Here is a 25,373-nt window from a genome sequence, read left to right on the forward strand (position 1 = left end):
CGTGTTTAATGGAAACAGAGCATTTGGTGATTGCCGATTATTTCATCCAAGCGATTGAGCAAGCGGTTTATCAAGAAGGCGAACGTCTGCCTTCTGAATCGGAGTTGCGCGAACAGTTCGGAGTCAAACGTTCTGTGGCAAGGCGCGCCGTCGCTCGCCTTTGCGATAGCGGGTGGATCACAACCATTCAGGGCAAAGGATCGTTCGTTGCGGCAAGAAGCACGCCGCTTACTTACGCGCTTTCATCTAAGACCGCATTTACTGAGGAGATGATGAAAAACGGGGTTATCGCTCATGCTGAACTGCTGCACTGGGAAAAGCGAACGGCAAATCAGCACGAGCGAAGGCTTCTGCATCTGGATCATGCGGACTGGGTTTATCAATTGGAGATCCGGCGCCGGGCGGGGCGGTTGCCTTTATCGATGACAACAACCTGTCTTGTTGAACGCATCGTTCCCGATCTTGAGCTTCACTTGGATCCATTTGTCTCCCTGTACCGGATCTTGTCCGGGATCTATCGCCTTCAACCGCAAAGACTGAGCTCCGTTGTTCGCGCCTCACTGCCGAATGCAGACGATGCGGCGCAGCTGGAGATCTCTGCCCAGTCGCCGATTCTTCAGGTTGAAAGTCTTGTCAGTCATCGAGGAATTGTGCCAATTGAGTACAGTCGCTCACGGATTCGCGGTGATTTGCAAGAAAGCTGTGTCTCTTTTTCATGAAGCCTGTTCAGACGCATCATCGATTACTTCTTCTGTTGACCAATACTTAGCGAGATTTGAAAACTTATTCAGGGGGAACCACAAAGTGAAAAAAGCAGTCATTGGATTTCTTGTACTTGCACTCTTTCTTGTTAGCGCAGCGTGCTCGGCAAACGGCGGATCAGGGTCCGGATCGAGCGCGAAAAAGACGATCACGGTCGTATGGTATCCAAATGAATCCGGTGCGGATATGAAAAGTTCACGTGAAGCCATTGATAAAGTCATTGCTGATGCAACCGGTAAAAAAGTCGTGGACAAGTTAACCACGGATTATAACATTGCAATCGAAGCAATCGCCAGTGGCAACGCCGATATCGGATTTATGGCTGCGCAAGGCTATATTGAAGCGCATAAGAAAAATGAAAAAGTATTGCCGCTCGTTGTGAACAGCGGAGCATCCGGTACCTTGAAGGACGCAGTTTACTACAGCTGGATTGCAGTCAACAGTAAGGATGCAGACAAATACAAAAGCAATAACGGCTACTCCATTGACGGAATTAAAGGCAAACGGATGTCTTTTGTCTCTACAAGCTCCACCTCCGGGTTTGTCGTCCCTTCCTCTCGAATTATTGCTAACTTTAAATCCGATCATTTAAAACAAGAAGATCTTCAGGTAGGAAACAAATTCTTCAAACAAGTGGTTTTCGGACAATCACATCAAGGTTCTGCGGTGAATCTATTAACAGGAAAAGCAGACGTTGCAGCATTCTGTGATACAGAACTCATCCGCTATGTAGATCTTGCCAATGGTGAAATGAACAAAGAAGGATCGACATACAAGGTAAAGGCAAATGCCGAAGAACCCTTTAATAAACTGGGCGGAAAAGAATTTACGGTCCTTGCGGTTACTCCGGTTTTAAATGCGCCGGTTGTCATGAATACGGAAACTTTGAGTAAATCCGATCAAAAAAAAGTGCTTGATAAGCTGACCTCGGACGATGTTGCCAATGACAAAGGCATTTTTGCTCCGGAAGGCTCAAAAGGCATGTATGCAAAAACGCAAGACGAACGTTTCTTGAAAATTGAAGACGGCTGGTTTGACGAAATTAGAAAACTATCCGAATAATTGCTAGTAAATGATCATGAATCGAGGAGTTCACGATGACGACGTTATTGCAGTTTAAAAAGGTCTCCAAGCAATATGGCAGCTCTACTGTGGCGTTATCTGATGTTAACTTCTCCGTTAATGAGGGAGAGTTAGTTTCCATTATTGGTCCTTCAGGGGCCGGGAAATCAACGCTCCTTCGCTGCATCAACCGACTGATTGATGCGACGAGCGGAGAAATCATTTTTGACGGCATGGACGTACTGAGCATCGGCAGACGCAACCTCAAGAAATTGCGGACGAAAATCGGTATGATCTTTCAAAACTATAACCTTGTCGAACGGTTGAGTGTATTTGAAAATGTGCTTCACGGACGTCTTGGCTATAAGACGGCATTGGTTGGCGCGCTTGGTTTTTATCATGAAGAAGAAAAAGCGCGTGCACTTGAAATTCTGAAATCGCTTGGGCTTGAAGAACAAATTTACAAACGCTGCGATCAGCTTAGCGGCGGCCAGAAACAGCGCGTTGGCATTGCAAGAGCACTTGTTCAGGAACCACGCGTCCTTCTTGCCGATGAACCGATTGCCTCACTCGACCCAAGTTCTTCCAAAGTGATTATGGATCATTTGAAAAACATTTGCGAAACATTCGGAATCACCGTGCTGGTCAATCTGCATCAGCTGGATGTGGCGTTAAATTATTCAGATCGAATCATTGGCATCAGCAGCGGGCGCGTGGTTTTTGACGGGATGCCGTCTGCATTGACCCATGACGCTATACGCCAAATCTATGGCTCAGATCCAGACGGACTGAATCTGAACGTCGAGAGACCGAAAGAAGTGGCGCAAAAAAGATGAAGCAGCACTTTCTGATGAAAAAGCGCTTGTCCTTTCTCGGTTTTTTGCTCGTTTTGGTTGGGATTGCATGTGCGGCGATGACGATGACGCAATTCAGCATCGCAAACAGCTTCAGTTCCATTCCAAAAGCGATGATATGGGGATGCAGCAATTTTTATCCAACGGCAGATTCCTTTACGAATTTTCCGGATATCATGCTCAAGCTGCAGGAGACCTTGCTGATTTCCATTGCCTCGGCCTCGGTAGCAGCAATTTTCGCTTTCGTTTTTGCTTTGCTTGGTTCGCAAGTCACCAAGATCAATAATACACTTGCGGCTTTCAGCCGTTTCATCGCAAATGTTTTCCGTAACATTGATGTCAGCATTTGGGCACTGGTGCTGCTTTTCTCCTTTGGCCAAAGTTCGTTAACCGGCTATTTTGCCTTGTTTGTTGCTTCATTTGGCTTTTTGACACGCGCATTCATGGAAACGATTGATGAAGTCGGCTCAGGCGCGATTGAAGCGCTGCGTGCGACCGGTGCTCATCGTTTCTCGATCATTTTTCAGGCGGTCCTTCCAATGAGTATGTCGCAATTGATCAGCTGGGTACTGTTCATGATAGAAACGAATATTCGAGCGGCAACGCTGGTTGGGATTCTGACCGGCTCAGGTATTGGTTTCATTTTCGACCTTTACTATAAACGAATGGATTACCACTCAGCCAGCCTGGTCGTACTTGCGATTGTTGTCTCCATTCTCGTGATTGAACAGATTTCGAATTATGTAAGGAGGGCGATGTTGTAATGGCGATCAGTCCTGCAGCCCAGCCAAAAATGGTCAATGACGGCAAACCGCCCCTTGTAAACGGGAGACTGAAGTTGCGCGTGCTGACCAAGTCGATGCTTGCCATTCGGGTGACGCTGATCGCGCTTGCGGTTTTAACCGTTATCGGTTTTATGACCTTCAACTACCAAGAGGTTCATTTGCTGAAGGGAATTGCGACAACCTTTGTGAATTTTAAAACGATTTTTGCTTCGCCGCAGTTTTCACATTTCACCTTTCCGGAGGCCGTCCATCAGCTGTTGATTACCTTGTCACTGGGTGTTTTGACGACCTTGATCGGCGCCTTGATCGCCTTGTTTCTCAGCATGCTTGCAGCTGAAAATTTATCAAATAAAACGGTTTCTAACAGTGTCAAAGGATTGATGGCCGTGATTCGTGCGGTGCCAACCGTTCTCTGGGTACTCATTTTTGCCGTATCGGCAGGACTGGGGAGTGTGGCCGCGGTTATCGGGATGTCCTTTCACTCCATCAGTTATCTGACGAAAGCCTATTCTGAGTCGTTTGAAGAATTGGACCAAGGAATCCTCGAAGCGTTACAAGGATGCGGGGCAGGCTGGTGGCAGATTATCTGTCAGGCGGTGTTGCCTTCATCCCTGACCTCAATTGTGTCCTGGACATTCATTCGTTTTGAAATCAACTTCGGCGTTTCCGTAGCGATGGGGGCTGCCGCAGGTGCGGGCGGCATCGGCTACGACATGTTTATGGACAGTGCGTTCTACTACAATCTGCATGAGATGGGGGTCATTACGTACATGATCTTAGCCGTAGCGATGCTGCTTGAATACCTATCGCTTCAAATGAAAAAGAGAATTCGCGCTTAAGTCGCGCGAAGCTTCATCGTTTAGGCAAAGGCACAGATATCACCTTTCATCATAGACTAGTGAGGAAACGGATCTTGATGAGGAGGCGGTTTAGTTGATGTACGGAACCAATCCAGCGGCAAATGGACCTGCGGCAAATGGACCTGCGGCGGATTACCGTCAGCGCATTACGGCGCAGCAAGCAGCAGAGATTGCCGTTGCCCGTGTACCGGGGCAAATCATTCATGTTGATATGGAATTAGATGATCACTTATTGAAATATGAGGTTTATGTCTTAACCGATCAAGGTGTCGTCTACGAGGTGGAAATCGCTTCAAGAGACGGGCGCGTTTTGAGTGTGGAAAGAGAAGATTAAAAAAGCCGGCCCCATTTTCTGGGGTCGGCTTTTTGTCGAATCTTTACCGAACATGCGCTTCCTTGCTGGCAATCGGTTGTTTGATCATGCGCTGTTTTTCAAGCTTCGCCTGCCGGTTGTCGGAGATCAGTTCAACACATGAACCGGCCAGAATCAAAAGAATGCCCGCCAAGACATTGAGTGTAATCGATTCGCCGAGAATCAGCAGTGCGAGAACCGGAGCCAGTGCCGGTTTAATAAAGAAGACCAGCGAGGCGGTCGATGCTGAAGTTGTCTCCATGGCAAGGAAATAAAAGCTGAAACCGAGCCCGGTGACAAACACGCCCAGATAGATCAGCATCGGCAAAGTGCCCCAGGAAATCCCTTGCAGTACAGGAATGTTGGCGAAATCATTCAGCCCAACGCTTCTCAGCCACCCGGCAACCGCGCCGATCTTGGTGATCCAGATCAGCACCAGTAGTTCCATACTGCCGAACAGGAAACTGAAGCTGCTCTGTACCACCCCGTCAAAACCATATTTTAAGCTGCCTTTGCGCCCGACAATCCCATAGAGCGCGAAGGTGACTGCGGCAATCAGCGAAAGCGTGATACCGGTCACGTTGGTTAGATTTTCAGGGTTCACAATAAACAGCATGCCTGCCAAACTGACAACCAGTGACACGAGCGACAGCTTTGTCAGCTTTTCCTTCAAAAAGAAGTGGGCAAACGGGATGACAAACACGGCGTTGCAGCTGAACAGAATCGCAACGGTCGATGCCTTTGCATAGACAATCGCCATCTGAAAGAAAGTCATGCTGACCACGACGCACATCAATCCGGAAAACAAAAAATAAAGCACTTTACTTTTATCAAGCGTAAATCCGCTCCCCTTCAAATGGCGGATGGCAAGCGGCGACAGAATAATGGATCCGATTAGAAAACGCAGAAAATTGAGTTGCATTGGATTGAATTGCGAGCCCGCCAATTTGATTGCAATTTCCATTGTGCTAAAGAATAGTGTTGAAAAACCAATAAAAATTAATCCTTTTTTCATGCTAAACCCTCGATTTCTCACCATATTTTGAAGGTGATCTGATCGCTTTACAACGCGCCGCGAAAGACCGGCAAGAACTTAATTGTGAAAACGCTGCCAAATAATAGCTTTTGCATCTGTTTCATCTTCTAATAATATAACGCAGATATGAGAAAATGATAAGCGTTTAGAAAAACGGAGCATGTGTAAATGATGAACTTTTTGTACGGCTGTCTGCCTATGTTGTCCCACTAAAACGGGAATTTTGTGGTAAAATAAAGGTGACAGGGAATGTTTGGGAACCGAGTGACCGCCTGTTCATTCGCTTGAATTTTGCGGTGTTCCGGACAATGTGATCTCCCTTTTTGAACGGTTCCGTGTCAACTTGTGAGAGGGGCGGTGTTTGGTATGCTCTTTAAAAAAATATTGGTTTCCTATGATGACTCCGATTTGTCGAAGAAGGCACTGCAAAAAGCAGCAGATTTGGCTCGGCTCGATGCTGATACGGAGCTGGATGTCCTTAATGTCGTGACTGTACCGACCAACCAATTTGTTGTCGGCGAAGTGTACCGTCAAGTACGCGAATCGATCATAAAGTATGGCCATGAAGTGGTAAGCCGTACGGATCAAACGCTTGACGCATTGCCGAACAAAACAGAGACCTTTGTCAAAGAAGGCCAGCCGGTACGAACAATTATTGAGTTCGCCGGCCAAAACGATTATGATCTGATTGTCATCGGCAGCCGCGGGTTAAGCGGCGTTAAGGAATTTTTGGGCAGCGTCAGCCATGGGGTTGTCCAGCGTTCACAAGTTCCCGTTTTGATCGTTAAATGAAATGACCGGATAGCTTAATGAAACGCATACGCATAATGAAACGGCATCCTGCTTGGGGTGCCTTTTCTAGCAAGTAAAGAAATATATGATTTGGCCTTGCTGGTATGATGATCGGCGGCATTTCATCAATAAGCCCGTTACAGACACGAAAGTGCTCTGGCGCCCGCGGCAAGCGAGCAGCTGTAGTGCCCGGATCGATGGCAAGGGACTAGGCGTAGCCTAGTTTTTCTATATCGTTACACTCCAGGGGGGAAAACGAATCGATCGACGCGTGTTCATGCAAGCTGAGGTTTTCTTTACATGAAATTAAAGACAGCATCACACACCGCTAACATTTATGGGTTATTCTTTAAGTATTCAATGAGCAATCAAGGAGGAAATGATACATGGAAATGAACCAAACCCATGCGGCAGAACAAAATGTTGTGGCGGTGAAGCTTAATCGCAAATTACTGTTGACTCATCTTGTATTGGTTGTTTCTGTTCTCCTGAATGTCAAGTTGCTGCTTGGATAACCGGCAGCGTTAGTGATCCGATAACCCCTAATTTCTATATATTTTTTTCATCCGCCTATGCGGATTTTTTTGGCAGGATAAGAAAGTATATGATTTTGACCTGTCTTCAAACCAATAGCCCAGTGTCTTGGCCGAGAAACAAAGCGGAGGTGCGAGACGCCTGCGGGAACAGCGTGAGGCCGCTGAAAAACTGTCGATTTTTTGATCTGAGAATTCTGGTTGGCGCAAAAAAGGACCACTTTTCGTCTGCGTTTTGACAAAAAGTGGTCCTTTTTCCCTTCTTTTTTATCTTTTTTCGTTGAGGATCTTCAGAATCCGCTTGAGATTGACTGCGAAGATCGTGGTCGCTCCCTGAATCTCCATTCCAAACAGACCCGCAGATGATGCTGTATCATACCCGTGTCTGTTTTTTAACTCACTGTTCTTCGCTTCTATTTTATAACGCGTTTTTGCCAGTGATTTAAATTGTTCCGTATTTTGAAATGCTTTCTGTTCTTTATGTTCTGTGGATTTAATCGTAACGTAATAAGACTTCGTTTTTGATCCTTCCTGATAACACCCCTCACGCATGGAACATACTTGGCATTTCGTTACATCGAACATATATCTTACACGCGGATTGACCTTTTTCGTTCCTTGTCTTCCATCGTATTTCTTTTTAAAAGCCATATGCCCTGCCGGGCAGACAAACATACCCGCATCTTTATTAAACTCAAATGCTTTTTTGCGCGTGCCTTGTGATACCACGGGGTGTAATTTTGAAACCAAAGCTATATGATTTGTTTTTGTATAGGTAATATTATCTTTTTCTGAGTAAGCCGTATCGCCAATGACCGTATCAATGGTCATCCCTGACTCCTTACTTTTTTCGATTAAAGGCTCCAGATAGTTTCCATCGCTCTTTTCGCCTGTCGTAATGACGGCCGCTGTAATAATACGTTCATCGCTCATCGCCAGATGTGTTTTATAACCAAAAAAAGAAGAATCTTTTGTTTTATGTCCGATCCGAGCATCGGGATCATTCGAAGGGTTCATATGTTCCTTAAAATCTTCGACACTCTCTTTGAGGACATTTAACTTTTCTTTAACCGCAGGCAGCGCGGTGATTTGCGGTTCGGTTTCAAGGGTGGAAATGAGTTGATGACAGTAATCTAATTCCTCGTTGATTTCGTTAGATGTATTCTTTTCTGGAAATTTTGGTTTCATGGATGCATCCAATTGATAGACGGCTTTGCGAACATTTTTAGATTTCTCTCGTAGAAATTCGATCGGTGATTTTTGGTTATAACGCGCTTTTGTATGGGTGGCATCAACAATAAGCGTTTTACTTTTAATAATTCCTTTTTCAAGCGCAATCTCAACGGTTTTCCCAATAAGCAGATCTAACAATTTAACGTCCTGAAGACGTTGCCTACGAAAATGCGTTAACGAACTTGAATCAATGACGTCCTCCTCAGGGGCCATGTTGAGGAAATATTTAAACGACAGGTCATATTTAGAACGCTCGACTAAATCGTTATCTGATAAATCATGAATCGTCTTTAATAATAAATATTTGAACATTCGAATTGGAGAGATCGCTTTACGCCCATTATCAAGACAATATTTTGTTTTCAATTCATCATAAATGAATGAAAAGTCCACGAGTTCATTGATTTGACGAAGCATATTATCTTTTGGGACAACAAGATCGTAGAGTGCTGCATAAGGGCTAAGGTTGAGTGTTTCTTGATTTGAGAGCATTGAGTTACCACCTATATACGTTGATAGCTCCATTATAAAGGAAAAGGGCCGTTGAATGTTTGATGAATCAAACATTCAACGGCCCAATGAATAGGTTGGACTTTTTCAGTGGCCTCAACAGCGTGCCAGCGAGACCCCGCAGATACACCTACCTGTCTGAGGAGGCTCGCGGTGCGCCCGCGGCAAGCGAGTAACCGAAGCGGCGATTCAGCACCGAAAAGACACTAGTCCATCACACATGGTTGGAGATTAAGGACCGGGCGTATTTTGCCCGGTTTTTCTTAGTTTGTGCTAATGAAATGGCTCCGGACTTCGAATACAATAAAAGGAGTACAGGCAAAATTAACAGTGTGTCTGACCAACATCAATTGTAAATTGAAATAAAACAACGGAGCGCTTTTATGAACAACAAAGGAATTTTAACTGCAGCAGCGATGTCGGCTCTATTGGGGTTATCCGCCTGTAGCCAATGGCCGTGGAGCGGTTCGTCGAACAGCGGCTCTACGCAAACACACTCATCATTGAATAATCAGAAAGCACAGAGCCATGATTCCTCACCACAGCAGAACACGGTGTCCGCGATGAATCAAAATGGCATTCATGTGGTTGCCGATCCACGAAGTACGCTCGTGCTTGTTAATAAGTACTTCAAGTTACCCAATGACTATGTACCGAATGATTTGGTCGACCTTGACGTCCCGTTTATTTTCTCTGGAAAATCGGAAAAAAAGAAAATGCGCCGCGCTGCCGCCGCTCCACTTAAGCGCATGTTTGATGCGGCAAAGAAAGATGGGATTCAACTTGCTGGCGTCTCAGCATATCGTTCTCACAAGAGTCAAGTTGCGTTGTTCAATTATTATGTTCAGCGCGATGGTGAAAAAAAGGCGCTGAATTACAGCGCGCGGCCGGGGACAAGTGAACATGAGACCGGACTTGCCATTGATGTCTCAGGAATGAACGGCAAGTATGCGGCAACACAAGAATTCGGCAAAACGCCTGAGGCAGCCTGGCTGGCAAAGCATGCCCAGGATTATGGGTTTATCGTACGTTATCCTGAGGGAAAAGAATCGGTAACCGGATATGAGTACGAAGCCTGGCATCTGCGCTATGTCGGCCTTCCGGCAGCGCAAAAGATTGCGCAAGCCCATGAAACCCTCGAGGAGTATTTGAACGATGTACCGGTCAGTCAGTGAATTGGTAATGATTCACGTTCATTGAATCCGATACTGAGGTTAAGCTATAAAGGTTCGGGTAACCGGACAAATCTTCAGTGGTGGTGGGCAATGATGAAACAGCGAAATGGAATCGTGCCTTTGATTGCATCAATCGGCATCGGAGCAGCTTGTTACCAAATGATGAGACCGAATAATAAGGTTGGCCAAGCGGTTAAAGGCCGTATGGACAAAATGATGCATCAAAAACAAGTCTTTCCAGAAAGCTGATCAGATCAGAAGAAAAAGGAGCCCAAGCGAAGGGTTCCTTTTTCTTACAGGATAAGAAAGTTTGTGATTTTGCTTTGTGGTATGACGATATGCGGCATTAAAGAGGAAACTTTCCTGTGCACGACGCGGAAGTCACGTAAGCGCTCTGGCGCCTGCGGGACAGCGAGCCAAGGAAGATCACGCAGGAAAAATACGTGTTCGAGGAGGCTTCCGGATCGCCCGCGGCAAGCGAGAAGCTAAAGTGCCGCCCAACCACTAAACAAGAAGCTGGCCCCACTTTATGTCATGTACAATAGGTGTGCATTTGCTTTCCGTGGAGGAGCAGACCGATTGAGAAGTATAGAAATGGCAAGGGGCAATTGACGTCCCAAATATTCAGAATAAAATTGCTTTTATTTTTCTCTTTACAAGACCTGTCAATCTAGATATAATAAAAAACGTCGATTGCGACGGACAAGCAACATGGCCCGTTCGTCAAGTGGTTAAGACACCACCCTTTCACGGTGGGTTCATGGGTTCGAATCCCGTACGGGTCACTTTATGGAGGATTAGCTCAGCTGGGAGAGCATCTGCCTTACAAGCAGAGGGTCATAGGTTCGAGCCCTATATCCTCCACTCCGCCGGTCTAGCTCAATTGGTAGAGCAACTGACTTGTAATCAGTAGGTTGGGGGTTCAAGTCCTCTGACCGGCACCATTCGATTTACGTTTTAATTTAATATGGAGGGATAGCGAAGAGGCTAAACGCGACGGACTGTAAATCCGTTCCCTACGGGTTCGAAGGTTCGAATCCTTCTCCCTCCACCATTCATTATCGTGTGGGCCATTAGCTCAGTTGGTAGAGCATCTGACTCTTAATCAGAGGGTCGAAGGTTCGAGACCTTCATGGCCCACCATTTTTATGCGGGTGTGGCGGAATTGGCAGACGCGCTAGATTCAGGTTCTAGTGGGCTTTACGGCTCGTGGAGGTTCAAGTCCTCTCATCCGCATTATTGCTTTGGAATAGGCAGTCTACGTCGTGTAGGCTGTCTTTTTTTATGCTCTCAGCACTAGACAAAAAGCGTCAAAATCTAATGCAGTAGTCTAGTGGAGGGGGATAACATGCGTAGGAAAATGTTGACGGAGGCTCAGCAAAAACTGATCAATCATTCATCGACGATTGATGATGAAAGTGCGATCAAAGAATTTGTGAAAAGCAGACGGTTGAAAAATGTTCGTGAGACAACGATTACGTATTACGAAAATGTGATTCATGTAATGAAGAGGGATATGGAGCAGTTACACATCAATAAGCAACTCATAGAACTGTCTGAGAAAGATGTGGAGGATATTATCTTGTTGTGGAAGTCAAAGATTAAGATTACTTCCATAAACAGCAAGCTGAGGGGCGTGAGACCGTTCTTTTCATTCCTTAAAGAGAAAGGGATGATCAAAAAGAATCCAACCGCAAATATCAAACTGCTGAGGGAGCGAAAACAGATCCGAGCAACTCTTGAGGATTTTGAGGTTAAGAAGATCGCTGACTATTTCAAGAAGCAGCAATCATTTTCTGGTTATCGAAATCTGATCATGTTCTATTTGCTGTTAGATACTGGCGTACGAATTAGCGAATGTATCGGTATTCAGTTGGGCGATGTTGATGGAAGAAGGCTTATCGTTCGAGAAACAAAAAATCTTCAGCAGAGATTAGTCTTTTTGTCGAAGAACATGGTCGAAAAGTTGCATTCGTACATCAAAGTCAGAGGCAGTCTTTCGCATGATTATATGTTCATCAACTGTGATAATAAGATCCTATGTAAATCATCTTTTCAGGCCCAACTGAGGGAAGCTGCTCAAGCAGTTGGCATTAAGAAACAGGTCAGCCCTCATGTGTGCCGAAGAACGTATGCGAAAAATGCTGTCATGAGAGGGATGGACCCATTTTCATTGGCTATGTTGCTTGGTCATCAGTCGATTGAGATAACGAAGCGCTACGTTCAAATTTGGGGCTCTGATTTAGAGGTGCAAGCTGAAAAGAAGCATGATTACTCGGGGATCTTTTAACTATAATTGTACGAAAATTCAGAAACTATATATAATTAAATAAGAGATAGCTATGAGTTTGGCCGCTCGCTATCTCAGTGCAAAGGACAGAAGTTAGACCTCTGTTTACTAAATGTTAGCATGTCTTCTTTTGTCTTGTCAAAGGAGAGAAGCATTAATGATCAAGTATTACACAGAAGATCAAACAGACAATTTGATCTATGTTCAAACACCTAAAGTTCTGATCTATGGCTCAAAGTACAAGGATATGATGCCACAGGCTAAGATGCTTTACATGGTGCTTATGGACAAGATTAAGCTCAGCATGGCAAATGGATGGAAGGACAAGAAGGGACGACATTTTGTCATTATGTCAATTGAATATGCTTCAGAGATGTTAGGATTTTCAGCCTCAACTATCCGTCGATGCAAAGGTGAGCTGAGAAAATATGAATTAATTGAAGAAAAGAGGATGGGGCTCAATCAGCCTAATAGAATTTACGTTGGGAGACTTTCATACACAGATGAAGACCTTTACAAGCTTGATTCGTCCCGGAGTGTTCAATCTGAACATTCAAGAATGCTCAACGAGAACACTCATGAGTGCCCTATAAGAGCACCATATAATAATAAGAATATAAATAATGAGTTAAATAATAATGAGTTAAAAGATCTTGTTAACAAAAGAGACGAAATCGTTAACAATCTCTGGAAGCAATTCTCACGTAAAGGAATGAAAAAAGAACTGTTCTTTCGTGTTCTTTCTCAGATCGAACTTCAGGAAAAAGATGGAACTCAAATTGAAGACTTCGAAAGATACTTTGCTCGAGCATTACATACCGCTATGAACAAATCAAATTACAAACGAGGGTTGAAAGAACCTCCAAGAATCAACATACCTGGATTGCCTGATTATGACTGGCTCAATGATGATTCGGAATAGCTCTCAGAAGCTCTAGGATTCACTCTAAAGAACAAATGATCAATAGATCTATATTCACATTAATGCAGTTATGTTGGTCATATAGGACAAAACAGAGCTTCGATCTTATAGGGCTCCACAATGGCCCGTATGATCTCTTTTTGTCTGCTCTTTATATTCATATTAAAAGGACTGTTTAATTCCTTACGGATGATCCAGCAATCCCAGAAAATATTACCAGAGTCTAATTTATAGATATGCTTTACACTCGAACAAAATTTTCAATAATAGTGGGGAATAAAAACAGCAATCGAAGGAGGAGCGCAGAAAAAAATAAAAGTTTTTTGGAATTTTGCTTTACAGAGTGCCCAACACCAGATAGACAGAGAAGGTAAGAAAAACACAAAACAAATCGGAGGAATTTTATTATGATGAGAGAATATGTGGATCGATATGAAGTTAGTTATGGCGAATCTTTGATGGACGCTGTAAATTCTGTTGAGAAGATTGAAAAATTATTGATGAATCTAACAGGTGTTATGAATTCTATTAAGGAAGCTGAAAAATCTACAGAGATTTTAACTGGTAATGAAAATATCGTTAAAGGAATAGAGAAATTAATAAGGACAGTAACGAACAAAATAAATTCACCAGAGTTTATTGAAAATCGGCACCGAATTGATAAAATCGAGAAATACTTTAAATATTTTCTCGATGTAACTGATGAAGATGAAGATGAACTTTCTAATGAATGGAGAAGACAAGCAAGAAAATCTCTACTTGATTTAGGTGTTTATGAAGAAGAAATCCAACTAATGGAAGCAGAAGTTGAGGAAGAACACAACAGATATGATGATTATTTGTTACCTAACATTATAGATACTGAGGGCTTTAAGGAACCAATTTATAGCTCTGAATTTGATTTGAGTTTTTATCACAGTTCGCTTATAGGTTTGTACGGAGCAATAGAAAAGCATATCGACGACGAAGCAATGTTAAAAAAAATAGATTATCAAATTGGAGAGATTGAATATGTTATTAGCGATTCTTGGCAAAATCATATATTTATTTTTCGCAATAATTTAGCAAAGAAATATATGATGCGTAACTTCCAAGATATTTATAAATTTTCCATTTTATAAACGTATCAGGTGCTATCTGACTCGAGATGTTTCCATTTGGAACAAGGTTTATTCCATTTTAAAACAGGGGCTGTTTCATATTAGAACTCACGAGCTGTTCCATAATAGTACTCTATCTATACTTATTACTATACTTAATATCTAGACTTATAATCAAAACTTATTTAGCAAACAAAATAAAAACCAATTTTGTTTGCTAATAAAATTCTATAAGTTGTTTACGAATGGAACAGGTCCAGATATAAATACAATGTGGATCATTACAAACAAAAAGTAAATGATGGAGGAATTTTTTTATGGGTAAATTTATTAAAGTCTACAAGGAAATATATCAACATGAAAAATTCAGACAGCTTGACGGTGATCATATTATTTACTACTCATGGCTGCTCGATTTGAACGAATTATCAAAGAAGAACAAGAAGAAATATACAGATGGAGACGGGAGACTGTTCGTGATATTCCCTGAAATCAATGCTCGATATTATTGTAATATTAAAAAAGGAAAATTATATCGGGTCAAAAAGAAATTAAAAGAAGTTGGCCTTATTGATTATAATGAACAGAAAGTGAAAAAGGAAGGTGTGTCAACTCCAATCTATGTGACCCCTTATGAACATTGGATGAAAAAAGAAAAGTCAGAGATCCCAGGGCTAGACGAAATGCCTGATTTATAAAATTTTTTAGAGCAAAAAATTACAGAGATTGATTTACGTTTTCGATATGCCAGATAGAATATATATGTGAAAAAAATCACATAAATTATACGAGGAGATTAATTATGGAACAATGGCGAATGATCGAGAAAGACGGAACTACTTTTAATGTTAGCAATGAAGGAAATATTCAGATCATCGATTTTGATAGTAAGAGGCAAATTAGAAATGTTGAAAGGTTTTCACTAAGCGGTGGACATTACGGCTCAAGATATTTATTTATCAGTTCTGAATATGTTCATCGCCTTGTTGCTGAAGCATGGATAAGTAAAATTCCAGAAGGTTATGAAGTTCATCATATAGATGGGAACAAAGAAAATAATCGAACTTCAAATTTGAAAATTGTATCAAGATCTGAACACAAGAAGCTTGATAAAAAATCTTACCCGAGAAAATTGAAGGCACCTATCTTTTATATTATCGACACTGATGAAAATGAAATTGTCGCTCAATTCTATTCTGAGCGAGCTATGGCATGCTTTCTCTATTGTTTTGGTAAAGAGATGGCAGGAGAAAAGAGACAGACATTGATGAAGAAATTTCCTAAAGACCGTTATGAAATTGTTCGATCAAACTAAACTGGAGGAATTACAATGGCAAGAAGAGCAATGACACTCGATGAAAATATTGAAAAGTTACAGGAAGAAGTATGGGGTTTCGAAGTTGATCGTGACTATATGAAATTGAAAGATCAAGTAATGGATAGCGGTTTTGTTCTCACGGAGTCAGAGATTATGGATGAACTAAGCAAAAATCCGGATTCGTCAATCAAGTCTGACTATTTCGACCTTCTGAAAGAGATGAAAATATTCTATGGAAGAGTCCATAAGCAGCAGGAGAACTTACGAATAGAATATTAATAGGAGGGATGAAATGTACAATCCTAACGATTACATTAATTGTGAACCAGTATCAGTTTATCCATGGCAAGTTGAGCGCAACGCACAATATAAAAGAAAACTTGAAATCGAAAAAGAAGAAGCGGAGAAACTTCAATGTCAGATGTTTGAAGAAGCAGAGAAAAAAACAGAAGAATTTTTAGAACACTTTAAGAAACACCCAATATCTGATGGAATTATTGAACAGATTAGATCAATCAATCCTTCATTAAGAAAGAGAATTTCACCTATGTATATTCTCGATAAGAACAAAAATATCATCGGATTTGTCCAGTCTAAGAACCTGATTGGTGATTGGGTTGTCAAGAATGGCTACAATTATAAGAGACTTGGGCGAACAACAGTCTTCGAATATATAAGAAATAGGGCACTGTATAAAGATAAACTCTATTTTGTGCCATGTGATGAATATGAGAAATTTATGGAAAAATTTTGAACTATTTGCCCCACAAAGCACGATCTGAACGTATCCGCATGTATATATATTTATAGAGAGGTCTTTTGAGCGCTAACTCCAAAGTGCGTATTTCAAAGCCTTTCTTATGTTCAGTCATATTTCTTTCTTTGAAATTGTCCAATTTGACTATGTCCAGTCAGAGGACAATTGAAGAGTTCGCCTGCGAGAGCTCTTCCTTCTTTTAAAAATCCCCCTTTATATATTTCCAAGTCAATGAACCAATGAGATAGATTGACTTTCTCAGCATGAGGTCAATTTGTCTCAGTACATAACTGGACGTGCCTTCGGGTGCGTCTTTTTATTTTGCTCGCATTTGCCGTGCGCAGCAAAACAACAGATAGAAAGGAAGAAATTAATGGCCAATATTTTTAGATGGGGCAAGAGTTCTGATGACACTGAGAAGGACTATTTCTCAACTTCGATTATCACTCCACGTCCAACTACTGGAAAAATTTCAGAGCAAGAAGCTCTAAAAATTCCAGCAGTACGAGCTTCAATAGATTTAATCAGCGATTCGATCGCTCAACTGCCTGTGTATCTTTATTCTGAAGACGATAATAAATCTGTTTCACCAATTTCTGATAGACGGACATCATTGTTAAACGATGATGCCAATGATTTTTCAACTGCACAAGCGCTGAAAAAATTAATCGTCAAAGATTATTTGCTATCCGGTCGAAGTTACATCTATGTAAAAAATGATCAATTACACTACCTAGAAGCAAAAAACGTTCAAGAGGAAAAATGGTCGAATGATGGAGTTACGATCGCAAAGAAAAAGTTTATCTATTACGGGATCAAGAAAGTCGAATTGAATGAATCTGAAGTTCTTGAAATTGATTCAGGAATGAACGGTGTGTTAGTGGATGCAGAAGCTATTCTAGCTACTGCTTCAGCAATTATTGACTATCAACAATCGCTTATGTTAACTGGTGCTTCTCCAATAGGCGTTTTGAAGGTATCCAGCCGTTTGACTGAACAGGCAATTAACCGACTGAGAGCAAATTGGGTGGCGTTATATAATGGGCCGAAGAAAGCTGGCCGGACTGTTATTTTGGAAGAAGGAATGGATTTTCTACCACTTTCTATGAAACCAGATGAGCTTCAACTCACTCAAGCTAATAGTCTAATCATTGCAGAGATCGCACGAATCTTCAATATTCCTGAATCCATGATTAACTCAAGTGCAAATAAGTATAATTCGCTAGAAGCAAACTCGATTCAATTCCTGCAGCATGCAGTTTCCCCTATCATTACTTCGTTTGAAGCAGCACTTAATAAAAATTTACTATCCTCTTATGAAAAACAATCCGGTTACTACTTCAGGTTCGATACTTCAGAACTGCTAAGAACAACGGAGAAAGAAAAAATTGATGCTACTTCAAGTGCATTTACAAAAGGATTAATCAGTTTCAATGAGGCACGTTATACGCTTGATAAACCGCCGGTAGATGATGATTTTTATCTGCTCAATCTTGGAAGCGTAATCAAGAATGCTGAGACTGGTGAACTGACGATTCCAAATATGGGAGTCCAAACACAGAAGAAAGGAGAAGGAGATTTGAATGGAAAAAATTGAAATTCGAGCTTCGGAAGTTGAGCTTCAATCTGATGGTATGAAGGTTTCAGGTTATGTCAACCTGACTAATCAACTTTCTGAGCCACTCGGTTCCGTAAAAAAGTTCCGAGAGAAGATTGCTAAAGGTGCATTTCAACGAGCAATCGACAATGCAAAGCGTGACATCGACTTTTTACTTGGACACGATTCGAAAGCGATCTTAGCTTCTACAAGAAATAATTCGTTAACCCTTCGAGAAGATTCGGAGGGCCTTTTCATGTCTGCGAATATTGAGCCAACAACATTCGGTGAAGACACTTTTAAGTTGATCAAGAGTGGCATTCTCAAGAATTGTAGTTTCGGCTTTAGATCGCTAAAAGATTCATGGAGTCAGGTCAATGGTGAGGTGATTCGTACTGTTTCAGAAATGGAACTCGTCGAAGTGTCAGTTGTGAGAGATCCAGCTTATTCTCAGTCCACCATCGCCGCAAGAGGCATTGATTTAGTAACTGATCTAGAGGTTCCTTCAATGGAACAAATGCAAGTAAATAAAACTGAAATTTCAAACAAAAGGGAGAGCAATAAAATGATGAAAATGAACGGAACGTACAATGACTTTGAACAAATTTTGCGTGGGGAAGTACGTGCACTTCAAACGACAGCTGACGGTGGTGCAGTGATTCCTGAGCAGGTCCATGACGAGATTATTAAAAAGATGGAAGAGACGAGCCCGGTATTTGCATTAGCTCGCAAACTCAATTCGGTTGCAGGGACACTTCGTGTGACACGTGAAGATGACAGCGTGCAAGGTGGATTTGTCGGGGAAGGAGAAAACATTCTTGAGCAAGCGATTGCTTTTAAGCATGTTGATCTAAAGCAGAAGCGCGTTGGTGCTGCGGTTACTTTGTCGAATCAGTTAATTAATGATAGTGCTGTTGACATTGGCGAGTATACGAAAGATTTGCTCGCTCGAAGAGTGGCTAAGTCGGTAGAAAAGTCGATGTTGGTCGGAAATGGTGGCGTGGAATTTGCTGGACTCGTTAATGATGAGGAAATCGCAAATGTGGAAACTACTGAAGCGCTCAATATGGACAAGCTGCAGGATTTATATTTAGCAATTCATCCTTCTTTTCTGACGAATTCGGCATTTATCATGCAAAGAGATTTCTTCAACGAAGTCGCAAAGTTGAAAGATAACAATGCTCATTACTTCCTTCAAATGGGTGTCGTTAATGGCAAGATTCAGCACACACTCTTCGGAATGCCTGTTCACATTACGGATGCGTTGACTGATGAAAATCCGGTGGTATTCGGCAACATTTTAGAAGCGTACTCCGTGATGATTAAGACGGAGGCTGGCATTCAAGAAATTGTTGATTCTCAGCAGGCTCTGCGTGGTAGTAAGTTGTTTGTCTTCGACGCTTACATGGATGGTGTCGTTGTCAATCCTCAGGCTGTTGCAAAGCTAACGGTTAATGCTGACTAATCATGTGAAAGTATTCACAAATAAGAGTCGTTCTTTCGGCTCTTTATTACTTTAAAAGAATTGAGGTTCATATATAATGCCTAAAATTACGGGTATGAAAGTAAAACTGTATGTCATGCAAGCTGCTACCGGTAAAGTTCTTGCCGGACAGAAAAATGCTACGTTGAATCGATCAGCTGATTCAATTGATGCAACAAGTAAAGATACGGAAGGCTTCTGGAAGGAAAGCATGCAAGGCTTCAAGGAATGGAGCATTGATGCAGACGGAGCTTTTGTCGCTGATGATGCAGCTTACGGTGTTCTTGAAGATGCTTATTTGAACTCTGAGAATGTTGACGTATATCTCGAATTTCCGAGTGGAGCGAAGTATGAAGGAAACTGTGCAATTACAGATTTTTCTCTTGATGCTCCTTTCGATGATCTCGTCACATATAAGCTCAGTCTTCAAGGCAATAACGCATTAGCTGTTACAGCAAGTGAATAAGAGGCAGGAATTATCCTGCTTTTACATAGCGTCAGAAAAAATAAGGAGGTGAATTATATTATGTATCAGGAAAAAATTAAAAGCTTAGAAGTAGTACGATCTGATATTGGTGAAGATCTATTCAGACGTATCTGTGCTTCAGTGATCACAGAACATTACGCAACAGCAATGCGCACCAGACATGGTGAAATCAATAAGACAATGATCCTGTCCTTGGTGAACCTTCATTTGCGCGAGATTGGTGTAGAGGAAGTTAGCTATGGATTCATTCGCAGAGTGGATAAGGTTGGTTGATTGTGTTAGTTAAGAAGCAATAGAGATGCATCTATCTTATGAGGGTTCGATGGGTGCATCACATACATAGCACGAACGCAGAAAGACATAAGCAAGCATTAAGCATCTATTGGAAGACAACAACAGTGAGTCAATGGACAGAGCTTTGGACGATCAAAGAGTTAGGAATGTGAATGGGTGGAGAGAGTCAATTGACCAGAGATCAATGCTTTGGAGAGATACGCCCTATCTTTTTTGAAAAAAAGACACACTGCTCTTTAATAACGTGGTGAGTGTCGCTCTCACACAAGGTACCAAAACGCCCTTTGGATGTTCAATTTTTATGTTCAAGTTTGCGCATGATAGGCTCAAATTCCTTTTCCCAACGAGCATGATCTTCAATCGATTTTTTGAGCTTTTCGCCACTTTCACTAACTATTTCATTTATTTCATCCAACTTATTTTCAATAGAATCAAAGTGACTATCAGTAGAATCGAAACCACCATCAATTGAGACAAATTTCTTATCAATAGAATCAAAACGGCTGCTCATAGATTCTCTGAATTGTTTTATCTCGTTGAGGATAAGCTTCAAACCTTCGATTACATCTTCGGACATATCAACCACTCCCAGCCATCTGTTTAAACTTTATATTCATAGTATATCTGAATCTTTATCATTCGTGTACTCAATTTTAGAGATCGAAATCAATAGACAGAAAATTTAAACAAATAGTGTACGATGATCAACAAACTATTTATAATTATAAATGTGAGAGATGTAAATATATTCCAGATGGAGGAAATGAAATGGATCAAGAGTTTTTCTTTAGCTGCTTTGACAAAGAGGTGAGATTTTTAGAAGAGTGTCAAATTGATGGAATTCGGCCAATGCCGTACATCCTAAGTGATCTCTACTGCGACAGCGATCCAGAAGTTACGATTATCAGTAATGATCTTTACGAATTTACCTTCTTCAAAGCAACCAATTTAGCAGAGATTCACACAAAGACATCCAACAAAAATATCTCATCTTCTGTCATTAGAGATCTCATTATTATCGATCGATCTAGACGTAGTATTGAATACAATCTTACCAAAATTCTTCAATTGGAGGCATCAAAATGAACGATCACTACGAGTTGGCAAAGGAAGAACTTTCGTTCTATGGAAATGAAAACACATCACTGCAAAATATATTGGCCGTGCTCATTGGACCGAAAGCAAGTCCTTCAATTACTGGGGAACTTTCAGGACTCGGTGTTGATCGTTTAGCAACATTGAGCATTGAAGAGTTGAAGAAATTTCAGGGCATTGGTGAGACAGCAGCGAAACGAATTAATTCAGCATTTGGGCTCGCATTTAAGATCAGAAAGTTCAGCAAGAAAGAGAGCTTCACAATTAGAAGTCCTCAGGATGCAGCTGATTACTTTAGCGATTTGGAGCAAGCAGAGCAAGAATGTTTTGATGCGATCTATTTGAACACGAAGAATGTTATAATATATAGAAGTAACCTCTTTAAGGGTACCTTAAATTCATCTATTGTACATCCAAGAGAAGTTTTTAAAGAAGCAGTTCGTTTAAGCTCTGCCGCAGTAATTGTTGCTCACAATCATCCAAGTGGTGATCCAACTCCGAGCAGAGAAGATATTGATGTAACAAAAAGACTAGCTTCAACAGGGAAAATGTTAGGTATCGACGTTCTTGATCATCTTGTTATTGGAAAAGATAAAAAATATATTTCTCTCAAGGAAAAAGGATACGTTTGAAAGCTATTTGATACATTGCAAATGGTTAAAAAATTTAAGGAGTTAACAAATATGAATTTCTCAAAGACAGTCAAGTGCTTAAACTTAAAGGAAGATATATTACAACGAGAAATCGACTATCTTGAGTATTACTCGAAAAATAACATGCAAATAGAACAACAATCCATTCAAGATATAAATCGGTCTATTTTAGAGAAAAAGGAAAAGATAAAAATAATTAAGTCAAGATTAGACAAAATTATGAATGATTCTAGAGAAAAGGACATCTCTTCGTTTTTAAATAAAGTCATATTGGGAGATTGTACAGAATACCTCTCAAAGATTCCACGAAACTCGGTTCATATGTTTTTGTCAGATATACCTTATGGTATTAACCTTGATGATTGGGATGTACTTCATGATAATACTAACTCAGCGTTATTAGGCTCTTCACCAGCACAAGAAGGGAAAAGTGCTTTTAAAAGAAGAGGGAAGCCAATTAATGGCTGGAATAAGGAAGATAGACAAATTAACCAATCTTATCATGATTGGGTTTATAGTTGGGCACAACAATTATTTCCAGTGATGAAAGAAGGCTCTCCAGTTTTAATATTTGGTGCCAGAAGAACTATCAGTAGTGCAATTACAGCGATGGAAAGGGCAGGATTTTTACTAAAAGACATTTTATCATGGGAAAAATCAAATGCTCATCATAGAAGTCAGGATATATTTAAAGTATTGATCAAAAGAGGAACATGCTATAAATTTACGGAAAAATCATTCGAAGAAATGGAAAATATTGAGGGGTTAGACGTTGTCGCGTCTTCTTTAGAGTGCTTGTTAAATGTTAATTTTGATGGGTACAATTCTCTGCTACAAGCAATAAAACAAATAAATCCTCAAATCACAAAAAAATTTAGTTATCAATTATTGGAATTAGCATTAGCAGATAAGAAAGTTAAAAAAGAAATTGAAAAATGGAAGGGATGGAAGTTAGGAAACCTAGCTCCTTATTATGAGCCGATCGCTTGGTTCTTTAAACCCTATGATTCTGTGGTAACATTAACGGACAACATCTTAATTAATGAAGTAGGGGCGCTGAACATGAATGTTGCAAAAGTAAATGATAAGGAGCCTAACAATATATTGAAGTTTGATTTTCTTCCAGACGAAGAGAGATATCATGACGCACAAAAACCATTAGAACTCATGAAATACTTAATTAATATTATGACAAGGAAAGGCCAAATAGTTCTGGATCCTTTTGTAGGCAGTGGGACAACAGCTGTAGCTGCCAAGGAGTTGGGACGTGATTTTATTTCTTTTGAGATAGCCCCAAAATACTGTGAGGTCGCTAATAAAAGACTGACTTTAAAAGAAAATACTGAGAAGCAGATGTCCTTAGATATATAAGTATTTGACAAACAAAGACTCCCTATCGTGATGTGTGCCCCCCATAAGTTGGACGACAAAATTCAACTTATGGGGGGCAGTTCATCGATGGGAGTTTTTATTTTAATCGAAACTTTTCTACGTTGTTTAGTATCTTTTTATATTCGCTTGTTTCCTGTTTTATTTTATACTTGGCATATTCTTCACGGATCTGTTTGAAATCCATTTCCTTAACTTCAGCAATTGCTTTTTTTGCTTCATATTCGATATTACTTTTCAGAGAATTAATGATGTCTTTAACAGCTTGTAGTGTAATTTTGTTGTACTTATTGATATAAGCAGAATATGTTTTTCTATCTGAATTTGTAATATTGATTAGCTCAGTTTGCATTACACCCCAATATGCTTTCTTATTTCCACCCGGCATTTTTTTAAATAGTTTTTCTGGAAATATCTTGTCGTAATTCCATAAAAGGGATAAGCTATTTGTTTCAAAATTCGATTTCATGTGTAATAAGTATGCAAGATGAACATAGCTTAACATAACTGTAGGTATATCCTTTGTAGAACAATAGGTATACGCGTCACTGCCTTCTTTCCATTCATGAAGATGCGGATAGGTAACAAGTCCACCGATTGCATCTTCATGCCTGTCACACCATTTCCGTATATCTTCTAATTTTAAGAAATCTTTTACATTAGGAGCAGCCTGACTCCTTCCTAATCGAAAGGTTTTAGTATCAACTACGATTAATTGATTATCAATCGTAATATTGACATCTTCATAACTTGACTTTTCTTTAATGAGAGTAGATCTAAAGCCCATTCGTCTTGCCCAATCGCATACCATTGCTTCGACAAGTTTAGTGAATAAAGTTTCTTGACTTGAGTCCTTCTTGTAAAAGTCAGGGATAAACGTTGAAGATACCAATAGTTCACTGAATGATTCATCATTAAATCGTTTCAAATAATCCAGAAATTTATTGGCGATATGTTCGTGGTCGCCAATTAGTTGACCATCTTTATCATAATTGTTGTTTACGTATTTCATAAGTAAAAATGCATTAACCATTTAAATCACCCTCATATTGTTTGTAATGATGAATGGATTTAATATCATATATCCATATCATACCAGATAATCAGTACTTTTGTACTGTGAAAGGATAATATAAAATATTGATTTTATAACTCCTTTTTACAAATCACCAACCCCAGATATAAGTAAGGGTGAGGTGATTTTTATGTATTACATTTATCATTGGTACAATATTGAAACTGAAGAAGTGTTTTATGTCGGATTGGGTACGGGCAATCGGCGCTATCAGGTTAAGAACAGAAACAAACTATTCAAAGCGTATTATAGGAAGAACAAATGTGATGTACGTGTTTACAAAGCTGATCTTTCTTATGATGAAGGAAGACAACTGGAAATTGATCAAATTAAAGAACTGAAGCCTTGTTGTAACATGACCAAAGGCGGAGAGAAAACAGATGGTGCCAAAATATCAAAGGCGCTCACTGGAAGGACTCTGACTCAGGAACATAGGGATAATGTATCAAAAGGTATTCAACAGTGGTACAAAGAAAGAGCTGCTGAAGGGAAACGGACAATTAATGGAAGAAAAGTGGCAGTTCTTGATAAAGATATGAAGGTTGTCCGAACTTTTGACGCAAAATATAAGGTCGGTATTTGGTTGCATGATGAACTCGGTTATGGACATAATTGGAGATCAGTACAAAGAAATGCTGACAAGCACTTCAAGACAAAGATGCTGTTTGATGATAAATTCTACTTTGTTGAAATTCATGTTGACAAGCATTAACTGATCATTTATACTGTGTCTTGTGACGTTAAAACGGATGCTTTTGGAAGTGCCTGATATAGAGGGCATTTCAAGGCTTTAATTTTTGGGTGAGATTCAGGTTCTAGTGCCCTTTACGGGGCGTGGAGGTTCAAGTCCTCTCATCCGCACTTAATTTAATATTTTTTGTTTTGCGGAAGTAGTTCAGTGATAGAACATCACCTTGCCATGGTGGGGGTCGCGGGTTTGAATCCCGTCTTCCGCTCCA

The 25,373-nt window shown here is 40.7% G+C and carries 29 protein-coding genes and 7 tRNA genes; 32 read left to right on the plus strand and 4 right to left on the minus strand.

Annotated elements, in window-relative coordinates:
• The first annotated feature begins 8 nt into the window (after positions 1-8).
• The 6 genes from K7399_RS14225 (at position 9) to K7399_RS14250 (ending at position 4,657) form a co-directional block, all read left to right on the plus strand.
• Positions 9-719 (plus strand): GntR family transcriptional regulator, encoded by a 711-nt coding sequence (locus K7399_RS14225; protein ID WP_128165948.1) that lies wholly within the window; start codon positions 9-11, stop codon positions 717-719.
• Positions 720-804: 85 nt separating this feature from the next.
• Positions 805-1,824 carry a PhnD/SsuA/transferrin family substrate-binding protein gene (locus tag K7399_RS14230; protein ID WP_028976865.1) on the plus strand — a complete coding sequence of 340 codons (1,020 nt, stop codon included), beginning with the start codon at positions 805-807 and terminating at the stop codon, positions 1,822-1,824.
• A 35-nt stretch (positions 1,825-1,859) separates the two neighbouring features.
• Positions 1,860-2,660 carry a phosphonate ABC transporter ATP-binding protein gene (gene phnC, locus K7399_RS14235; RefSeq protein ID WP_037563314.1) on the plus strand — a complete coding sequence of 267 codons (801 nt, stop codon included), beginning with the start codon at positions 1,860-1,862 and terminating at the stop codon, positions 2,658-2,660.
• Positions 2,657-3,442 carry a PhnE/PtxC family ABC transporter permease gene (locus tag K7399_RS14240; protein ID WP_028976866.1) on the plus strand — a complete coding sequence of 262 codons (786 nt, stop codon included), beginning with the start codon at positions 2,657-2,659 and terminating at the stop codon, positions 3,440-3,442. The genes phnC and K7399_RS14240 overlap by 4 nt, the downstream gene beginning before the upstream one ends.
• Complete coding sequence (locus K7399_RS14245) at positions 3,442-4,302, plus strand: PhnE/PtxC family ABC transporter permease (protein ID WP_081791750.1); 861 nt, start codon at positions 3,442-3,444, stop codon at positions 4,300-4,302. The genes K7399_RS14240 and K7399_RS14245 overlap by 1 nt, the downstream gene beginning before the upstream one ends.
• A gap of 97 nt (positions 4,303-4,399) precedes the next feature.
• A complete protein-coding gene (locus tag K7399_RS14250) occupies positions 4,400-4,657 on the plus strand; it encodes a PepSY domain-containing protein (protein ID WP_028976868.1) in 258 nt (85 codons plus the stop codon).
• A 43-nt stretch (positions 4,658-4,700) separates the two neighbouring features.
• Here K7399_RS14250 and K7399_RS14255 read toward each other — a convergent pair whose 3' ends face one another.
• Entirely contained in the window at positions 4,701-5,690 is a 990-nt protein-coding gene (locus K7399_RS14255) for a DMT family transporter (RefSeq protein ID WP_028983811.1), read from the minus strand.
• Between the two features lie 387 nt (positions 5,691-6,077).
• Between K7399_RS14255 and K7399_RS14260 the strand changes: the two genes are divergently transcribed.
• Positions 6,078-6,503: a universal stress protein gene (locus K7399_RS14260; protein ID WP_028976870.1), complete on the plus strand. Its 426-nt coding sequence runs from the start codon at positions 6,078-6,080 to the stop codon at positions 6,501-6,503.
• Positions 6,504-6,889: 386 nt separating this feature from the next.
• A complete protein-coding gene (locus K7399_RS16185) occupies positions 6,890-7,018 on the plus strand; it encodes a hypothetical protein (RefSeq protein ID WP_255304661.1) in 129 nt (42 codons plus the stop codon).
• 285 nt (positions 7,019-7,303) lie between these two features.
• On the opposite strand, the gene K7399_RS14265 is transcribed toward K7399_RS16185, so the two are convergent.
• The gene (locus K7399_RS14265) at positions 7,304-8,761 is read right to left on the minus strand and encodes an IS1182 family transposase (RefSeq protein ID WP_028977206.1); all 1,458 of its coding nucleotides are present in this window, start codon (positions 8,759-8,761) and stop codon (positions 7,304-7,306) included.
• Between the two features lie 401 nt (positions 8,762-9,162).
• Here K7399_RS14265 and K7399_RS14270 point away from each other — a divergent pair, with 401 nt between their 5' ends.
• The 19 genes from K7399_RS14270 (at position 9,163) to K7399_RS14360 (ending at position 20,181) form a co-directional block, all read left to right on the plus strand.
• Positions 9,163-9,954, plus strand: coding sequence for a M15 family metallopeptidase (locus tag K7399_RS14270; protein WP_037563317.1), 792 nt, complete (start codon positions 9,163-9,165; stop codon positions 9,952-9,954).
• A 90-nt stretch (positions 9,955-10,044) separates the two neighbouring features.
• A complete protein-coding gene (locus K7399_RS14275) occupies positions 10,045-10,203 on the plus strand; it encodes a hypothetical protein (RefSeq protein ID WP_164875447.1) in 159 nt (52 codons plus the stop codon).
• Positions 10,204-10,667: 464 nt separating this feature from the next.
• Positions 10,668-10,739: transfer RNA gene (locus K7399_RS14280), tRNA-Glu, on the plus strand.
• 6 nt (positions 10,740-10,745) lie between these two features.
• Positions 10,746-10,818 (plus strand) — tRNA-Val (locus K7399_RS14285).
• A 4-nt stretch (positions 10,819-10,822) separates the two neighbouring features.
• A tRNA-Thr gene (locus K7399_RS14290) sits at positions 10,823-10,898 on the plus strand.
• Between the two features lie 25 nt (positions 10,899-10,923).
• Positions 10,924-11,008 (plus strand) — tRNA-Tyr (locus K7399_RS14295).
• Between the two features lie 13 nt (positions 11,009-11,021).
• A tRNA-Lys gene (locus K7399_RS14300) sits at positions 11,022-11,097 on the plus strand.
• Positions 11,098-11,104: 7 nt separating this feature from the next.
• Positions 11,105-11,190: transfer RNA gene (locus K7399_RS14305), tRNA-Leu, on the plus strand.
• Between the two features lie 112 nt (positions 11,191-11,302).
• Positions 11,303-12,244 (plus strand): tyrosine-type recombinase/integrase, encoded by a 942-nt coding sequence (locus K7399_RS14310; protein WP_223362346.1) that lies wholly within the window; start codon positions 11,303-11,305, stop codon positions 12,242-12,244.
• A gap of 157 nt (positions 12,245-12,401) precedes the next feature.
• On the plus strand, positions 12,402-13,166 hold the full coding sequence (locus K7399_RS14315) for a replication initiator protein A (protein ID WP_223362347.1): 765 nt from the start codon (positions 12,402-12,404) through the stop codon (positions 13,164-13,166).
• A 407-nt stretch (positions 13,167-13,573) separates the two neighbouring features.
• Entirely contained in the window at positions 13,574-14,287 is a 714-nt protein-coding gene (locus tag K7399_RS14320) for a hypothetical protein (RefSeq protein ID WP_223362348.1), read from the plus strand.
• A 296-nt stretch (positions 14,288-14,583) separates the two neighbouring features.
• Positions 14,584-14,964, plus strand: a complete 381-nt coding sequence (locus tag K7399_RS14325; protein WP_223362349.1) for a replication initiator protein A — start codon at positions 14,584-14,586, stop codon at positions 14,962-14,964.
• A gap of 104 nt (positions 14,965-15,068) precedes the next feature.
• A complete protein-coding gene (locus K7399_RS14330) occupies positions 15,069-15,581 on the plus strand; it encodes an HNH endonuclease signature motif containing protein (RefSeq protein ID WP_223362350.1) in 513 nt (170 codons plus the stop codon).
• A 15-nt stretch (positions 15,582-15,596) separates the two neighbouring features.
• Positions 15,597-15,863 (plus strand): hypothetical protein, encoded by a 267-nt coding sequence (locus K7399_RS14335; RefSeq protein WP_223362351.1) that lies wholly within the window; start codon positions 15,597-15,599, stop codon positions 15,861-15,863.
• Positions 15,864-15,876: 13 nt separating this feature from the next.
• Entirely contained in the window at positions 15,877-16,338 is a 462-nt protein-coding gene (locus K7399_RS14340) for a hypothetical protein (RefSeq protein WP_223362352.1), read from the plus strand.
• Between the two features lie 376 nt (positions 16,339-16,714).
• Positions 16,715-17,938: a phage portal protein gene (locus K7399_RS14345; protein ID WP_223362353.1), complete on the plus strand. Its 1,224-nt coding sequence runs from the start codon at positions 16,715-16,717 to the stop codon at positions 17,936-17,938.
• Positions 17,925-19,403 carry a phage major capsid protein gene (locus K7399_RS14350; RefSeq protein WP_223362354.1) on the plus strand — a complete coding sequence of 493 codons (1,479 nt, stop codon included), beginning with the start codon at positions 17,925-17,927 and terminating at the stop codon, positions 19,401-19,403. The genes K7399_RS14345 and K7399_RS14350 overlap by 14 nt, the downstream gene beginning before the upstream one ends.
• A 76-nt stretch (positions 19,404-19,479) precedes the next feature.
• Positions 19,480-19,887 carry a phage major tail protein, TP901-1 family gene (locus K7399_RS14355; protein ID WP_223362355.1) on the plus strand — a complete coding sequence of 136 codons (408 nt, stop codon included), beginning with the start codon at positions 19,480-19,482 and terminating at the stop codon, positions 19,885-19,887.
• A 60-nt stretch (positions 19,888-19,947) separates the two neighbouring features.
• Complete coding sequence (locus tag K7399_RS14360) at positions 19,948-20,181, plus strand: hypothetical protein (protein ID WP_223362356.1); 234 nt, start codon at positions 19,948-19,950, stop codon at positions 20,179-20,181.
• Positions 20,182-20,494: 313 nt separating this feature from the next.
• On the opposite strand, the gene K7399_RS14365 is transcribed toward K7399_RS14360, so the two are convergent.
• The gene (locus K7399_RS14365; protein ID WP_223362357.1) at positions 20,495-20,779 is read right to left on the minus strand and encodes a hypothetical protein; all 285 of its coding nucleotides are present in this window, start codon (positions 20,777-20,779) and stop codon (positions 20,495-20,497) included.
• A 191-nt stretch (positions 20,780-20,970) separates the two neighbouring features.
• On the opposite strand from K7399_RS14365, the gene K7399_RS14370 reads away from it, so the two are divergent.
• From K7399_RS14370 to K7399_RS14380, 3 genes are read left to right on the plus strand one after another with little or no spacing between them, the layout of a single operon-like run.
• Positions 20,971-21,288, plus strand: coding sequence for a hypothetical protein (locus tag K7399_RS14370; RefSeq protein WP_223362358.1), 318 nt, complete (start codon positions 20,971-20,973; stop codon positions 21,286-21,288).
• Positions 21,285-21,929, plus strand: a complete 645-nt coding sequence (radC, locus tag K7399_RS14375) for a RadC family protein (RefSeq protein WP_223362359.1) — start codon at positions 21,285-21,287, stop codon at positions 21,927-21,929. The genes K7399_RS14370 and radC overlap by 4 nt, the downstream gene beginning before the upstream one ends.
• A gap of 51 nt (positions 21,930-21,980) precedes the next feature.
• Positions 21,981-23,321, plus strand: a complete 1,341-nt coding sequence (locus K7399_RS14380) for a DNA-methyltransferase (RefSeq protein WP_223362360.1) — start codon at positions 21,981-21,983, stop codon at positions 23,319-23,321.
• Between the two features lie 97 nt (positions 23,322-23,418).
• On the opposite strand, the gene K7399_RS14385 is transcribed toward K7399_RS14380, so the two are convergent.
• Positions 23,419-24,372, minus strand: a complete 954-nt coding sequence (locus K7399_RS14385) for a HindIII family type II restriction endonuclease (protein WP_223362361.1) — start codon at positions 24,370-24,372, stop codon at positions 23,419-23,421.
• 172 nt (positions 24,373-24,544) lie between these two features.
• Between K7399_RS14385 and K7399_RS14390 the strand changes: the two genes are divergently transcribed.
• Together K7399_RS14390 and K7399_RS14395 are read left to right on the plus strand one after the other, a co-directional pair.
• Complete coding sequence (locus K7399_RS14390) at positions 24,545-25,126, plus strand: GIY-YIG nuclease family protein (protein ID WP_223362362.1); 582 nt, start codon at positions 24,545-24,547, stop codon at positions 25,124-25,126.
• A gap of 172 nt (positions 25,127-25,298) precedes the next feature.
• Positions 25,299-25,373 (plus strand) — tRNA-Gly (locus tag K7399_RS14395).

This window comes from Sporolactobacillus terrae, from assembly GCF_019930545.1.
Lineage (GTDB): Bacteria > Bacillota > Bacilli > Bacillales > Sporolactobacillaceae > Sporolactobacillus > Sporolactobacillus terrae.